Genomic DNA, 12988 nt, shown 5'->3' with positions numbered 1-12988 from the left:
GCCCCCGCCTCCCGCACCGCACTGCCCCTCCCCTCGGGAGGCCCCCACCTCCCGCACGCGACGTCCCCGTTGTTTCGGCGCTGCTCGAACGACCCACCCGTCGAAACCTCGGATGCTCCCCGCACCCAAGACCCCTCGCGGGCTCCTTGAATTGATCATCCCCAGGTCCGGCGCAGGGAACTCGACTCCTCGGTTTCCCCGGTGCCGGACCTATAGATCATTAACGGCCGCCTCATGTCCGAACAAGCTGAAGCACGGTCAATCTAGACCATCACGGCCGGTATGTAGAGAGGATGTGTGTAATTCGTGCTCAGGCTTTGGCGAATGGGCCAGTAATCGTCAGTGGTGGCCGTGCAGCCGCAGTCGGGGCCGGTGTCCGGCGGGGCGGCGGTGCCCGGCGGTCTCGTTCCCGGTGTCCGTGCTGCTGCCCGGGTGGCTGCCCTCCAGGCGGCCGGCGAGTGCGTCACGCTCGGCGGAGGCCTGCCTGGCGGTCTCCCGCTCGCTGCGGCGCTTCTTGCCGCGGTGGCGTGCCAGCACCGTTCCGGCCAGGAGCATCCACATGCCCAGGCCGAAGATCAGAGTCAGGGCGATACCGCCGAGAAACGCCCCGAGCGTGCTGATCGTGAAGGGTTCGCTCCCCAGCAGGGTCACGGTGTAGTCCGGACTGCCGGACAGGTTGTACGCGATCAACAGGCCTGCGAAGGCGGCGGCGCCCGCCATGAGCAGGAGACCCAGCACCAGCATGTTTCTCACCTCGTCGCACGTGGATGTCCTCCATCCGGGTCACCACATGGAAAGGGGCAAAACGCACGATTTGGGGTTGGGGGACGCCTTTCGGGAGCGGGCCAGGGCCGTAGGGAGGATGATCAGGCGGCGCGGCGCTCGCCGGTCACCTTCGAGGCCGGGAGCCGTCCCGCCTTCGAGGTGCCGCTCAGCGCGTCACCGTCGACCCTCAGGTCGAAGGTCAGATTGAGCCGCATGGGCCTGGTCACGGCCTGCTTCCACGTGAGCCGGTCGCCGTCGAGGACGACCTCGGCGAGCGGTACTTCCTCCCCCTCCCCACGGGCGGTGCCGGTCAGGACGCCGTCCCGGCGGCGGAACTCGGCCACGGCCTTGATCCTGCCGATGGGAGTGGAGATGGACAGGTCCCAGATGCCTTCGACTGACATGTCGCTGTTCTTCCTCACGGTGTGCGGTACGAGTCGGCTGTGCGGGGGAGGGGCGGGGAGGGGAGGGGGAGGCGCGTGGTGCCGCGTCAGAACGGGACGGGTTCCGGGCCCTCGTTCCGCCAGACCGTGCCCCGGCGCTCATGGGCGAACAGCCCCTCCACGGCGTGCGCGACGCGCGGACCCACCTCGCGCTCCAGCAGGTACAGGCCCAGATCGAGCCCCGAGGTCACACCCGCGCCGGTGACGAGGTCGCCGTCGTCGACGACGCGGGCACCCACCGCGTGGACGCCGGTGGCGTCGAGCATGTCGAGGCCCATGTGGTGGGTGGTGGCACGGCGCCCCTCAAGGAGCCCCGCCATGGCCAGGACGAGGGAGCCGCCGCAGACTGCGCCGACGGTCACCTCGGGGTTCTTCATCGCCGCCTCGAGCAGCGCGGGCAGGTCGGTGGTCAGAGTCCGGCCCAGCAGTACGGGGATGGTCTCGTCCCGCTGTTCCTGCCCAGGCACCTGCCCCGCCGCATCCGCATCCGCACCCGCACCTGCACCCGCGTCGTGGTCGGGGACCTCGTCGGGTTCTCCGATCCGGCCGGACGCGCCGGGGACCACGATCAGGCCGGGGCGGTCCGGGTCGAGGACGGACGTGGCGCGCAGGGCCAGCCCGCCCGTCCCGCCGACCACCTCGCGGGGCCCCTCGGCGGAGACCAGTTCCACGGTCACCGCACCCGGGGCGGCACTGCCGCCGGCGCACAACACCTCGTAGGGGGCGACGACATCGAGCGGATCGAAGCCGTCGAAGAGGACGATCTGGGCGTGCATGAAGAGGCCCTTCGGCTGGGGGAAGCCCGGTCCGTGCCGGGTACGCCCCGAACGTAACGGGATGCCACCCTCGTCTCCCAGTGGCAAAAGTGACGCCTTTCAACGGGATGGAGCCACGTGTCACACCGTTGCAGGCGCCGTACGACCGCCCTCAAAATTTCGACGACAAGTTCGACGACGAGTTCGACGACGAGTTCCACGACGAGTTCCACGCCGAGACGGAAAGGCTGTACCGCCAAGTGAAGATCGCCCGCATTGAAACCTTCCTGGTCCCGCCGCGCTGGCTGTTCTGCCGGATCGAAACCGACGACGGTGTGGTCGGCTGGGGCGAACCCGTCGTCGAGGGCCGCGCGGAAGTCGTCCGTGCCGCCGTCGACGTCCTCGCCGAGCACCTCGTCGGCAAGGACCCGCTGCGCATCCAGGACCACTGGCAGGTCCTCACCAAGGGTGGCTTCTACCGGGGCGGCCCCGTCCTGTCGAGCGCCGTCGCCGGCCTCGACCAGGCCCTGTGGGACATCGCCGGCAAGACCTACGGCGCGCCCGTGCACGCCCTGCTGGGCGGGCCCGTGCGCGACCGGGTGCGCGTCTACGCCTGGGTGGGCGGCGACGAACCCGCCGCGCTCACCGAGCAGATCGCCGCCCAGGTGGAGGCCGGCTTCACCGCGGTGAAGATGAACGCCGCGGGCCGCGTCTCACCGGTGGCGAGCCCCGCGGAGACCGCGGCCGTCGTCGCCCGGGTGGCTGCCGCACGGGAGGCCCTCGGACCGGACCGCGATGTCGCCGTCGACTTCCACGGCCGCTTCACCGCCGCCAGTTCCCGCCGCGTCCTGGCCGAACTCGCGCCCCTGCACCCGCTGTTCGTGGAGGAGCCCGTCGTCCCCGAGCAGAGCCATCTGCTGGCCCGGCTCGCCGCCGCCACCGACATCCCGATCGCCACCGGCGAACGCCTCTACGGCCGCGGCGAGTTCCTGCCCGTCCTCGCCGCCGGCGTCGCCGTCGCCCAGCCGGACCTCTCGCACGCAGGCGGCATCTCCGAGGTGCACCGCATCGCCTCCCTCGCCGACACGTACGGTGCCCTGCTCGCCCCGCACTGCCCGCTGGGTCCGATCGCCCTCGCCGCCAGCCTCCAGGTCGCCTTCGCGACGCCGAACTTCCTCATCCAGGAACAGAGCCGCGGCATCCACTACAACAAGAACGCCGACCTGCTGACCTACCTCGTGGACACCGAGCCGTTCCGCTTCGTCGACGGCCACGCACCCCGCGTCGACGCGCCCGGCCTGGGCATCGACATCGACGAGAAGGCCGTACGCGCCGCCGACCGCACCGGCCACGCCTGGCGCAACCCGGTGTGGCGGCAGCCCGACGGATCCTTCGCGGAGTGGTGAGCCGGCGGACGGGAGTGACTGTGGCAGCGACACTCGGGCGTGTGTTCGATAACGCAAGGGCGGGCCCGGCCCCGACGACGCCGCCCGGGTCCCGGCCTCCGGCGAGGTGCGGTGGCGACTTACCCTTGGCCCCCGAATGCGGCTGCGCGCCGACCGACCTCTGACCCCCTCCAAGAAGGAGACCCGCCTGTGGACCTGCGAGCCGCCCTGGCCGCCCACCGCCTCGTCGCCATCGTGCGCGGAGACGACGCCGACGCCGCGCTGCGCACCGTACTGACCCTGGCCGAGGAGGGCCTGGAACTCATCGAGGTGTCGCTGACCGGCAAGGACGCCCTGCTGGTCATCGAACGGGCCAGGGCGGCCCTCGGACCCGGCCGGCCCCTGGGCGCCGGAACCGTCCTCACCGCCGACGACGCCGTGGCCGCCCACCGCGCCGGCGCCGACTTCGCGGTCACCCCCGGCCTGGGGGAGGGCGTCACGGCGGCCCGCGAGCGGGGCATGCCCGTCCTGGCCGGCGTCATGACACCCACCGACATCATCACGGCACGCACGCTCGGCGCCACCGCGCTGAAGATCTTCCCGGCGGCCCAGGCCGGTGGACCCGCCTACGTGAAGGCACTGCGCGGCCCCTTCCCGCACGAGACCCTCGTGCCCGTCGGCGGGGTCGACGAAGCGGCGGCCCGCGCCCACCTCGCCGCCGGTGCCACCGCGGTCGGGGTCGGCTCCCCGCTGATCGGCGACGCCGCGGACGGAGGCAGCCTCGACGACCTCCGCGCCCGCGCCCGCGCCTTCCGCGCCGCGGTGCGGGAGGCCCGGCCATGACCGACGCGCATCATCACCACCGCGCGGTGGGACTCACCCCACCGGGTCCCGACGACGGGTCCGGTTCCGGCGTCGGGGGAGAGGGAACGAGCGGCGCGAGCCCCTGGCGGCCGTCGCCGGGACCCGTGGTGTGCCTCGGGGAGACCATGGCTGCCATGGCCCCGGCCCCGCCCCACTCGCTGGACGGCACCGAGTCCCTGCGCCTGTCGGTGGCGGGCGCCGAGTCGAACGTGGCCATGTACCTCGCGGACCTGGGCCTGCCCGTCTCCTGGCTCTCGGCCCTCGGTGACGACCCGCTCGGCCGACGGGTGCGGGCGGCCGTCGAACGGGCGGGCGTGGACGTCTCCGGCGTGCGCACCGACCCCGCACGGCCGACCGGCCTGCTGCTGAAGGACCCGGGCCCGGCGGGGACCCGCGTGCACTACTACCGGCAGGGTTCGGCGGCCTCGGCCCTCGGCCCCGACGTCCTGGCCGACGAACGGCTCGGCAGGGCCGCCCTCGTCCACCTGACCGGGGTGACGCCGGCACTGTCCGCGTCCTGCCGGGCCCTGGTGGAACGGGTACTCCACACCCCGTCGGCGCAACGCCCCCACGCCGTCAGCTTCGACGTCAACCACCGCCCCGCGCTGTGGCCGCCGGACACGGCCGCCACCGTGCTCCGGGACCTGGCCGACCGCGCCGACATCGCCTTCGTCGGCCTGGACGAGGCACAGGACCTGTGGGGCGCCGACCTGACCGGCACGGACGTCCGCCGGTTGCTGAGCCGCCCGCGCATCCTCGTCGTCAAGGACGGCGGGCGGGGGGCCACCGCGTTCACCGAGCAGGGCGCGTGCACGGTGCCCGCCCTCCCCACGGAGGTCGTGGAGCCGGTCGGCGCGGGGGACGCGTTCGCCGCCGGATTCCTCGCCGGGCTGTGCAGGGGCGCGGACATCGGCCGGGCCCTGCGCCTCGGCCACATCACGGCCGCCTCCGCGCTGAAGGTCGTGGGAGACCACGGACCCCTGCCGGACGAGGACACCATCGGCGCCCTGCTGGCACTCGCCGACCAGGAGTGGAGCAAGCCGTCCGGCCCGTGAGGCGTTCCATTGTGACGCAGGTGGCGAAGAGGGATCACCTGCCGGGTGCGGTCAACCACACCTGCCCATGGCTCCGTCGACGACGAATCCGACCCCGATGCCGAGCATCCAGGTGTCCTTCGCCAGAGCCGTGCCCTCCTGGGTCGGGCGCAGGCTGCCCTCCTCGCGCATTCCGGGGGTGCGCAGATACAGACCCACGAGACCGGCCGAGAAAGCGGTCAGGCCGGCTCCCGCGAGGGCCGTCGGCACGACCGGCAGGAGCAGCGCCGCGCCGAGCGTGATCTCACCGGCGGAGAGCAGCCGGACAAAGGTCGAGGGCTGCAGTTTGCCGAGGAACGGATAGGTGTTCTTCGCCATTCCGTGCATCATGGCGGCGGTCTGCTCATCGGCCCCGCGCTTGGCCAGACCGGAGTTGAGGATGAAAGCCCCGGTGGCCAGTCGTGGGGCGACATGCCTGAGTTCGATGGGCAGACGCATGGGAACTCCTAGTGGCGTTTCGTGGAGATACGTCCGAGCCTAGGACGCACCGGTGCCGTGCGCAGCGCGGGTGTCCGGCGCCTGCTCCGATCGGGGCACGGCGGCGGCCCGCCGCGTACGCCCGGTTCAGTACGCGGGGTTACTCCCGTCGCCGGACGCCCCGGCGGCCGCCGACCGGCAGCGTGGGTGGCGTGAAACTCAGCCGCCCCGCACGCCGGGTCTCCCTGGTCGTCCATGTCGTCGCCGCCGCCTGCTGGCTCGGGCTCACGCTCGGGCTCCTGGCGCTCGGCCTGACCGCGGCCACCACCGCCTCCCCGGTGACCGTGGAGGCCAGTGTCCGCTGCATGAAACTGTTCGCCGACTGGCTGCTGCTTCCTCTCGCGCTGCTCACCCTGGCGAGCGGACTGGTGCTGGCCCTGGGCACGCCCTGGGGGCTGGCCCGGCACCGGTGGGTGTTCACCAAGTTCTGGCTGACGCTGGCCACGACGACCGCCACGGTCTTCGCGCTGCGCCCCGGCGTGAACTCGGCGGTCACCGCCGTGGCCGCCGGCGAGTCGCTGCCCGACGCCGGGGACGTGCTGTTCGGGCCGGTGGTCTCGCTGTCCGCCTATGTCCTCATGACGGTGATCTCGCTCCTCAAGCCCTGGGGGCTCACCCGGCGCGGTCGCCGGCTGCGGGCGGGCCCCGCCGGTGACCGAGCCGGTCACCGAGCGGGGCGGCGGCCCACGGCTGCGGCGTCACCGGACGGTTCGTAGCATGAGGCCATGAACGGCACAGTCCCCGACGTGATGCGGGCGGCGTACATCGACGCCGTCGGACCGGCCGACGCCATCCGCCACGGGGAACTGCCCGTGCCGCCGGTGGGGCCCACGGACGTGCTCGTGCGGGTGACCGCGGTCGCCGTCAACCCCGTGGACACCTTCGTACGGTCCGGGGCGTACGCCACACCGCTCCCGTCGCCCTTCGTCGTCGGCCGTGACCTGGTGGGCGAGGTCGCGGTGGCGGGGCCCGGCGCCGCGGGCTTCACCGCCGGGCAGCGGGTGTGGTGCGACAGCCTGGGCCACGCGGGCCGGCAGGGGTCCTTCGCCCAGTACGCGACGGTCGCCGCGGAACGCCTCTACGCGGCGCCGCCCGGCGTCGACCCGGAACATCTCGTGGCCGCCGCCCACCCGGCCGCCTCCGCATGGCTGGCACTGTTCCGGCACGGGCGGCTGCGCGCGGGGGAGAGCGTGTACGTCGGGGGCGGTGCCGGGAACGTGGGCGGGGCCGCGGTGGCACTGGCCTCCCGGGCCGGCGCCCGCGTGGTCGCCACGGCACGTGCCGAGGACGCCGCGGCGGTCCGGGACCTGGGCGCCGCCGAGGTCCTCGACCACCGCGCGCCCGACCTCGAGGAGCGCGTACGCCGGGCCGCCCCCGACGGCTACGACGTGCACCTGGACACCTCCGGGCACGGGGTGCTCGCCGACGCCGTGGACTCGCTGGCGCGGGGCGGTCGGCTGGTCGCGATGGTGGGTCTGGGGGGAGGGTCCGCGGCACTGCCGGTCAGCCGGCTCTACACCAGGGACGCGAGCATCGTGGGCTTCGCCATCAGCAACGCGACGACCGCCGACCTCGCCGAGGCGGCGCGGGGCGTCGTGGGCGTCCTCGCGGACACGCCGTGGCGTCCGCGCATCGCCGACCGGCTGCCGATGTCGATGACGGCCGAGGCCCACCGCAGGCTGGAGGCGGGGGAGGTGCGGGGGCGGCTCGTCCTCACGCCCTCTTGATCGTCTTTCCGGCCGGGCGAACGCGGTCCATCATGGAGGAAACCCGTCACAACAGCGTGGGGGTCCAGGAATGCGCCGTGAAGATCTGCCGGCACCCGAGTCGGGACTGCTGCTGACCCACTTCCTCACCGTGGCCGACGTGCCGCGCTCGCGTGCCTTCTACTCCGAGGTGCTCGGCGGCGAGGTCGTGCTCGCGGAGAACCCGTGCATCGTCAGACTCGCGAACGGCTGGCTCATCATGAACCCGGGCGGCGGACCGACGCCGGACAAACCCGACGTCACGCTGCGCCCGCCCGACGATCCGGGGACGGCCACGAGCTTCCTCAACCTCCGGGTGGCCGACATCGAGCGCTGCTACCGCGAGTGGAGTGCGCTGGGTGCCGAGTTCCTCACCCCGCCGATCGACCGGAAGGCCGAGCTCCGGTGCTATCTGCGCGACCCCGACGGCTACCTGATCGAGGTCGGCCAGGCCACCGGACTGCTGACCGGCATCCTCGCCGATCCGCCCGCGGGCACGGGCTGACGCGCAGGGCACGGGGTCCCGTGCCACCGGCCGCTCACGGCTGCGGTGGCTGCGGTGGCTGCGGCCGGACGGTGAGCATCTGCTGTGCGTGTCCCACTGGGCCGTCCACGTCGTGCAGCACGGTGCTGGTGACGCCCTGCCCGGTGGGTCCGAAGACGACGGTGGTGTCCAGGCCCGTCCAGCGGCCGCGCGGCGCGCGGTGCAGGTGCAGGGTCAGATCGACGTTCGGGAACATCCACTCGGCCGGTGACTGCCGTACCGCGATGCCGTTGGCCGTGTCGACCAGGGCGACGTACGACGCCACCGGGCTCGCGGTCTCCCCGGCGACCAGGTCGAGCCCGGTGGAGACCCAGGCGGTGGTGCGGCCGGGCCGGGGCGGGGCCAGCGGGCGTACGTCCAGGGAGGCGATGTAGCCGCCGGGCCACTGGGAGGCCATGGTCCAGGGCTCCAGCGTCTCCGGCGCGGTGAGCCGGTCGGCGCCGCCACCGGCCACGGCGCTCGTGTCCACGTCGGCGAGGAGCCAGGCCCTGGCCCGCGCCACGGACCGGCCCGCGATGAGCACGGTCGCCTCGACCAGCTCGATGGTGCGGCCAGGACGGAGCGTCTCCACCCGTATCTCGCACTCGTCCAGCGCGGGGCGGCCGAGGATGTCGAAGCTGATCCGGCTCAGTGACATGTCCGCACCGGCACGGCCCGCCAGGTGACGGTCGACGGCGTGGACGATCAGACCCCCCAGCGGACTGAAGTGCTGCTCGTCCGCGCTCCACGCCCCGCCCGCGTGCGGGGTGGGCTTGTAGCGGTGTTCGTCGATGCGCTCGTAGTAGCTGTCCGGGGTCGCTGTGCTGGTGTTCAACGGGCTGCTCCTGGAACGACGACGGTGACGAGCGGGCCCCGGACGGACGCCGCCGGGGCCGCGACCAGGATAGTTCGGCGTTGAACCGGCCCCACGCCCGAGTGGTGCGACCCCCGCCGGCGGCCCAGGCTGGTGCGGAGAGGGGCGACCCGCACGAGGAGACGCACACAAGGAGACGCACCCGCCATGGGAGACGACCCGCACCGGCGCCCCGAGGGCGTCAGCGACGAGACGGTCGAGGCTCTCGGGTCCCTGTCCAAGGCGCTGGAGACCACCGAGTGCGCCCGCGGGCACCTGTTCGCCTTCCATCAGCTCACCGGTTCGGCGGACTTCGAACTCGACCGCGCGGTCGAGCTGCTGCGCGCCGCCGGACACCCGGAGTGGGCGGAACGCGTACGCACCGAGATCCTGGGCCGCGACGTCATCCCCGGACACTGGACGTTCCAGATCGTCGAGGCCTACGACCGGACGTACTACCAGGCGTTCCGGGACCTGGAGCGCGAGGCGGTGGGACGCCTCGCGGGGGGCCGCGACCACCTGTACGAGGCGCAGCTCAAGGAGGCCCGCCGGACCCGGAACCACCCGGACCACACGCCCCGCCCCGACACCCCCGACAGCCCTGGTACCCGCGCGCCGGACGGCCCCGCCCCCTGAGCCCGGCCAGCGGGTCGCGGACGGAACGCTCGCTCCAGCGCCGGAAGTACGGAGTGAAGACGGCGAAGTGGTCGGAGAAGGCCCGCCGGCGGCGTCCAGCGCCGCGCGCGGCGGGAGTGTGCACGCGGGCAGGCAGCCGGGCGGCGGCCCGGGCGATGTTGCGGGCCATGGCGCCGAACACCACGGCGTGGAAGGGCCGCACGCTCCACCAGTAGGCCCGGCCCGCCAGCTCGCGCGGATGGAACAGGGTGCGCCGACGCGCCGACGGTACCGCGTCTGCCCGGTGTCGTCGGCGCCGTCGCCGGGTGGCCCGGGTGGCTCGGGCGGCTCGGGCGCCGGACACCGGCCGGGAAGGAGTGACCCGGAAGGAGTGACCCGCCCCCGCCGGGGACGTCACGCGTCCGGAGGTACCGCGAGGGGGCGTACCGTGCCGAGGAAGCGCCGTACGTCGATCTGGATGACCACCCGCTCCGGGTTCGCCCGGGGCTGCCGGTAGCGGGCCGCGTACCGGACCTCCGCGTCGCGCACCGCCCCGGCGTCGTCCCGCACGGACGCGACGCCCTCCAGCGTGGACCAGTGTCTGCCCTCCACCTGCCCCACGGCCACGACGGCACCCGCGGACCGCCGCACATTGCGTGCCTTCGTGGTGTCCCGGCTCGTGATGACCCGCGCCGTGCGGGTGGCGTGGTCGTACGTCACCCCCACCGGGACCAGGTGCGGCGTTCCGTCGGCCCGCCGCGTCGACAGGAAGCACACCCGGCGCTCCTGCCAGAACCGGACGAACTCGTCGTCCGCGTCGTGCCGTTCCCCGGTGTCCATCCGATCTCCTCGCGTGCGCTGCCTGCGACCCGTCCGGGACAGCATCGCCCGGCGGTCCGGACGCCCGCTCGCCGGGGTCCGGGGAGCGGACTCAGGCGGCGTCCCGGTCGGGCATCGGCTGCTCGGCCGGATGCGGGCGCCGGGCCGGTGAGCCGTGGCCCCCGCCGCCCGGAAGGAGACGCAGATGGCGGCGCCGGGCGGGCCGGGGCGGCCCCGGATCACCGAACAGCCGGTCCTCCAGATACGTCATGGTGAACAACAGCAGCGCCAGTCCGGGCAGTAGTACGACGGCAACGGTAACCACGCCGCAGGTCTCCCTCCGCTGTGGGACAACCCTCCGCGAGTGCCCCGGCGGGCGCAGGTGAAGACCCGTCGTGAGTGAAGATGACGTAACTGTCGGACATAAGGTGCAAGTGAGGTAAAGGGGGGGTGACGGGTGGGTCCGGACGAGCCGGGCGTCATGTCCGGGCGATGTATGGGTAGGCGGCTGCGACGGCGGACAAGTCGTCCCGAGAAACGGAGCAGCAGAGCCGATGTCGCACACCTCCCCACCCACCCCGCCCACCACGAACCCGCAGTTGGCGGCCTCGTGGTCGGACTGGATCGGCGACCACACCACGACCATGATCGGGATACCGCTGCGCATCGCGCTCATCGTCGTGATCCTGCTGGTGGTGCGCGTGGTGGCCAAGCGGGCCATCACCCGGGTCGTCCAGCGGGTCCTGGAACCGTCGGCGGGCGAGACCGACCGGAGCCGTCCGCGCCGGCCCACCCGCGGCGCCGCCGTCCTGCACCGCGACCGGAGCCGGGCGCGGCAACGCCGCGAACAGCGGGCCCGCACCATCGGCTCGGTGCTCAGCAGCGCCGTGACCATCGTGCTGTTCATGGTCGGCGTGGCCATGGTGCTCGACCAGGTCGGCATCGCCCTCGCCCCGCTGCTGGCCAGCGCCGGAGTGGTCGGCCTGGCGATCGGTTTCGGGGCGCAGAGCCTCGTCGCCGACTACCTGTCCGGCCTCCTCATCATGGTTGAGGACCAGTACGGCGTCGGCGACTCGGTCGACCTCGGGGAGGCCGTCGGCGAGGTGGAGCACGTCGGCCTGCGGCTGACCCACGTGCGCGACCTCAACGGCGGTCTGTGGCACATCCGCAACGGCGAGATCCTGCGGGTCCGCAACGACAGTCAGGAATGGGCGCGGGCCGTCCTGGACGTCGCCGTCCCCCACGACGCGAACCTCGACACCGTCTACCGCGTACTGGAGGACACCGGCCGCGCGCTGCGCGAGGAGCCGGACTTCGCGGACGTACTGCTGGAGGATCCCGCGGTGTGGGGCGTGCAGTCCCTGGACGCGGACGGGGTGCTCGTGCGCCTCGCGGTCAAGACCGTGCCGCTCCAGCAGTGGGGCGTCACCCGCGAGCTGCGCCGCCGGGTCAAGGACGCGCTCGACAAGGCGGGCGTCGAGACCCCCTTCCCGCGGCGCGCGGTATGGGTGCGCGCGGATGTCCCGGAGGGCGAGTCGGGCGCGCTGACACGCTGACGCCACGACGCCCCCACCCGGGATTTGCCGGACCGGCAAACAACTTTGGCGCCTCCCGTCCGGCCGGTGCAGCCTGCACACGGGGCGCGTGGACCGTCGCGTGCGCCCCGCCGAGCAGCCGACCGCGCCCGCCTCAGGAGGCACCATGACCGACATCCCCGCGCCCGCTCCCGCCGCGGAGTTCTGGGAAGCCCGCTACCGGGACACCGACCGCGTCTGGAGCGGGCGCCCCAACGAACTGCTGGTCCGCGAGGCGAGCGACCTGACCCCCGGTACCGCGCTGGACCTCGGCTGCGGCGAGGGGGCGGACGCCGTGTGGCTGGCCTCGCGGGGCTGGCGGGTCACCGGCGTGGACATCTCCGGCACCGCGCTGGAACGCGCCGCCGGGCACGCCGACGAGGCCGGGGTCGGTAACCGCGTCGCCTGGGAACGTCATGAGCTGGGACGGTCGTTCCCCGAGGGTTCCTTCGACCTGGTGAGCGCCCACTACCTGCAGTCCCCGGTCGCGCTCGACCAGCGGGCCGTCCTGGACGCCGCCGCGCGGGCCGTGGCGGGCGGCGGCTCCCTGCTCGTCGTCATGCACGCCGGCTGGCCCTCCTGGCAGACCGAACCGCCCTTCGACGCGGTCTTCCCCACCCTGGACGGCGTCCTCGCCGAACTCGCCCTGCCGGACGGTGGGTGGACCGTCGAGACCAGCCGTACCGTCCGCCGCCCGAGCGTCTCGCCGGACGGCCTCGAAGGCTTCCGCGAGGACAACGTCTGGCGCCTGCGACGGGCATGACACCTGCCCGATTTATTGAAGAAGTTACCTTCTGGGAATTTTGAGAAGATATGCATGCTTTGTGGCTTCTCGGACACCCTTGGGTGTGAAGGCCATTTGGCTACCAGAGGGAGATGGTGAAATGCCTTCCAAGGACAAGGTGCTCGAGGAAGTCACCCGCACCGAGAACATCGACATCGACGCGGCACTCGACCCCGCCGAGCCCGACGGGGTCTTCCGCGACAGCCGCGAGTGCGCCGCGCTCGCCCTGCAGTACGGAGGCGGCAACCTGCTGCTCTCGCCGCCGACCCCGCGCCCGAAGAAGGGCTGACGG

Annotated in this window: 18 protein-coding genes; 10 read left to right on the top strand and 8 right to left on the bottom strand. The window is 73.0% G+C overall.

Annotated elements, in window-relative coordinates; translation table 11 throughout:
• Nucleotides 1-339: 339 nt before the first annotated feature.
• From KUM40_RS25195 to KUM40_RS25185, 3 genes are all read right to left on the bottom strand, one after another.
• On the bottom strand, nucleotides 340-744 hold the full coding sequence (locus KUM40_RS25195) for a hypothetical protein (RefSeq protein WP_217168413.1): 405 nt from the start codon (nucleotides 742-744) through the stop codon (nucleotides 340-342).
• Nucleotides 745-866: 122 nt separating this feature from the next.
• Complete coding sequence (locus KUM40_RS25190) at nucleotides 867-1169, bottom strand: hypothetical protein (RefSeq protein WP_217168412.1); 303 nt, start codon at nucleotides 1167-1169, stop codon at nucleotides 867-869.
• 86 nt (nucleotides 1170-1255) lie between these two features.
• A complete protein-coding gene (locus KUM40_RS25185; protein ID WP_217168411.1) occupies nucleotides 1256-1984 on the bottom strand; it encodes a DJ-1/PfpI family protein in 729 nt (242 codons plus the stop codon).
• Nucleotides 1985-2223: 239 nt separating this feature from the next.
• On the opposite strand from KUM40_RS25185, the gene dgoD reads away from it, so the two are divergent.
• The 3 genes from dgoD to KUM40_RS25170 all read left to right on the top strand — a co-directional run bounded on the left by dgoD (nucleotide 2224) and on the right by KUM40_RS25170 (nucleotide 5267).
• Entirely contained in the window at nucleotides 2224-3369 is a 1146-nt protein-coding gene (dgoD, locus tag KUM40_RS25180) for a galactonate dehydratase (protein WP_217168593.1), read from the top strand.
• Nucleotides 3370-3558: 189 nt separating this feature from the next.
• A complete protein-coding gene (locus KUM40_RS25175; protein ID WP_217168410.1) occupies nucleotides 3559-4191 on the top strand; it encodes a bifunctional 4-hydroxy-2-oxoglutarate aldolase/2-dehydro-3-deoxy-phosphogluconate aldolase in 633 nt (210 codons plus the stop codon).
• On the top strand, nucleotides 4188-5267 hold the full coding sequence (locus tag KUM40_RS25170) for a sugar kinase (RefSeq protein WP_217168409.1): 1080 nt from the start codon (nucleotides 4188-4190) through the stop codon (nucleotides 5265-5267). The genes KUM40_RS25175 and KUM40_RS25170 overlap by 4 nt, the downstream gene beginning before the upstream one ends.
• 51 nt (nucleotides 5268-5318) lie before the next feature.
• Here the strand turns inward: KUM40_RS25170 and KUM40_RS25165 are convergent, their stop codons facing one another.
• Nucleotides 5319-5744, bottom strand: coding sequence for a hypothetical protein (locus tag KUM40_RS25165; RefSeq protein WP_217168408.1), 426 nt, complete (start codon nucleotides 5742-5744; stop codon nucleotides 5319-5321).
• A gap of 191 nt (nucleotides 5745-5935) precedes the next feature.
• Here KUM40_RS25165 and KUM40_RS25160 point away from each other — a divergent pair, with 191 nt between their 5' ends.
• The 3 genes from KUM40_RS25160 to KUM40_RS25150 all read left to right on the top strand — a co-directional run bounded on the left by KUM40_RS25160 (nucleotide 5936) and on the right by KUM40_RS25150 (nucleotide 8033).
• Entirely contained in the window at nucleotides 5936-6499 is a 564-nt protein-coding gene (locus tag KUM40_RS25160; RefSeq protein ID WP_217168407.1) for a DUF2269 family protein, read from the top strand.
• 9 nt (nucleotides 6500-6508) lie between these two features.
• Nucleotides 6509-7510 carry an NADPH:quinone reductase gene (locus KUM40_RS25155; protein ID WP_217168406.1) on the top strand — a complete coding sequence of 334 codons (1002 nt, stop codon included), beginning with the start codon at nucleotides 6509-6511 and terminating at the stop codon, nucleotides 7508-7510.
• Nucleotides 7511-7580: 70 nt separating this feature from the next.
• A complete protein-coding gene (locus KUM40_RS25150; RefSeq protein ID WP_217168404.1) occupies nucleotides 7581-8033 on the top strand; it encodes a VOC family protein in 453 nt (150 codons plus the stop codon).
• A 34-nt stretch (nucleotides 8034-8067) separates the two neighbouring features.
• On the opposite strand, the gene KUM40_RS25145 is transcribed toward KUM40_RS25150, so the two are convergent.
• Nucleotides 8068-8886, bottom strand: coding sequence for a thioesterase family protein (locus KUM40_RS25145; protein ID WP_217168403.1), 819 nt, complete (start codon nucleotides 8884-8886; stop codon nucleotides 8068-8070).
• 186 nt (nucleotides 8887-9072) lie between these two features.
• Here KUM40_RS25145 and KUM40_RS25140 point away from each other — a divergent pair, with 186 nt between their 5' ends.
• A complete protein-coding gene (locus KUM40_RS25140; protein WP_217168402.1) occupies nucleotides 9073-9540 on the top strand; it encodes a hypothetical protein in 468 nt (155 codons plus the stop codon).
• On the opposite strand, the gene KUM40_RS41655 is transcribed toward KUM40_RS25140, so the two are convergent.
• The 3 genes from KUM40_RS41655 to KUM40_RS25125 all read right to left on the bottom strand — a co-directional run bounded on the left by KUM40_RS41655 (nucleotide 9440) and on the right by KUM40_RS25125 (nucleotide 10663).
• Nucleotides 9440-9883, bottom strand: a complete 444-nt coding sequence (locus tag KUM40_RS41655) for a DUF2867 domain-containing protein (RefSeq protein WP_374227422.1) — start codon at nucleotides 9881-9883, stop codon at nucleotides 9440-9442. The genes KUM40_RS25140 and KUM40_RS41655 overlap by 101 nt on opposite strands.
• Before the next feature lie 50 nt (nucleotides 9884-9933).
• A complete protein-coding gene (locus KUM40_RS25130) occupies nucleotides 9934-10359 on the bottom strand; it encodes a TIGR03618 family F420-dependent PPOX class oxidoreductase (protein WP_217168401.1) in 426 nt (141 codons plus the stop codon).
• Between the two features lie 91 nt (nucleotides 10360-10450).
• On the bottom strand, nucleotides 10451-10663 hold the full coding sequence (locus KUM40_RS25125; RefSeq protein ID WP_217168399.1) for a hypothetical protein: 213 nt from the start codon (nucleotides 10661-10663) through the stop codon (nucleotides 10451-10453).
• 229 nt (nucleotides 10664-10892) lie between these two features.
• Here KUM40_RS25125 and KUM40_RS25120 point away from each other — a divergent pair, with 229 nt between their 5' ends.
• From KUM40_RS25120 to KUM40_RS25110, 3 genes are all read left to right on the top strand, one after another.
• A complete protein-coding gene (locus KUM40_RS25120) occupies nucleotides 10893-11894 on the top strand; it encodes a mechanosensitive ion channel family protein (RefSeq protein ID WP_217168397.1) in 1002 nt (333 codons plus the stop codon).
• 145 nt (nucleotides 11895-12039) lie between these two features.
• Complete coding sequence (locus KUM40_RS25115) at nucleotides 12040-12675, top strand: bifunctional 2-polyprenyl-6-hydroxyphenol methylase/3-demethylubiquinol 3-O-methyltransferase UbiG (RefSeq protein ID WP_217168395.1); 636 nt, start codon at nucleotides 12040-12042, stop codon at nucleotides 12673-12675.
• A gap of 121 nt (nucleotides 12676-12796) precedes the next feature.
• Nucleotides 12797-12985: a hypothetical protein gene (locus KUM40_RS25110; RefSeq protein ID WP_217168393.1), complete on the top strand. Its 189-nt coding sequence runs from the start codon at nucleotides 12797-12799 to the stop codon at nucleotides 12983-12985.
• Nucleotides 12986-12988: the final 3 nt, after the last annotated feature.

Origin of the sequence: Streptomyces sp. AC512_CC834 (assembly GCF_019049325.1) — a bacterium.
GTDB lineage: Bacteria > Actinomycetota > Actinomycetes > Streptomycetales > Streptomycetaceae > Streptomyces.
The sequence above is the reverse complement of the archived record's forward strand: the minus strand, read 5'-3'. Positions and strand labels throughout refer to the sequence as shown.

What these genes read in the sequence shown, in the direction of transcription:
- KUM40_RS25110 (WP_217168393.1), top strand. Translation starts at nt 12,797, where the DNA reads ATGCCTTCCAAGGACAAGGTGCTCGAGGAAGTCACCCGCACCGAGAAC.
- KUM40_RS25190 (WP_217168412.1), bottom strand. Translation starts at nt 1,169, where the DNA reads ATGTCAGTCGAAGGCATCTGGGACCTGTCCATCTCCACTCCCATCGGC.
- KUM40_RS25130 (WP_217168401.1), bottom strand. Translation starts at nt 10,359, where the DNA reads ATGGACACCGGGGAACGGCACGACGCGGACGACGAGTTCGTCCGGTTC.
- KUM40_RS25185 (WP_217168411.1), bottom strand. Translation starts at nt 1,984, where the DNA reads ATGCACGCCCAGATCGTCCTCTTCGACGGCTTCGATCCGCTCGATGTC.
- KUM40_RS25155 (WP_217168406.1), top strand. Translation starts at nt 6,509, where the DNA reads ATGAACGGCACAGTCCCCGACGTGATGCGGGCGGCGTACATCGACGCC.
- KUM40_RS25120 (WP_217168397.1), top strand. Translation starts at nt 10,893, where the DNA reads ATGTCGCACACCTCCCCACCCACCCCGCCCACCACGAACCCGCAGTTG.
- KUM40_RS25140 (WP_217168402.1), top strand. Translation starts at nt 9,073, where the DNA reads ATGGGAGACGACCCGCACCGGCGCCCCGAGGGCGTCAGCGACGAGACG.
- KUM40_RS25115 (WP_217168395.1), top strand. Translation starts at nt 12,040, where the DNA reads ATGACCGACATCCCCGCGCCCGCTCCCGCCGCGGAGTTCTGGGAAGCC.
- KUM40_RS25195 (WP_217168413.1), bottom strand. Translation starts at nt 744, where the DNA reads ATGCTGGTGCTGGGTCTCCTGCTCATGGCGGGCGCCGCCGCCTTCGCA.
- KUM40_RS25170 (WP_217168409.1), top strand. Translation starts at nt 4,188, where the DNA reads ATGACCGACGCGCATCATCACCACCGCGCGGTGGGACTCACCCCACCG.
- KUM40_RS25165 (WP_217168408.1), bottom strand. Translation starts at nt 5,744, where the DNA reads ATGCGTCTGCCCATCGAACTCAGGCATGTCGCCCCACGACTGGCCACC.
- KUM40_RS25150 (WP_217168404.1), top strand. Translation starts at nt 7,581, where the DNA reads ATGCGCCGTGAAGATCTGCCGGCACCCGAGTCGGGACTGCTGCTGACC.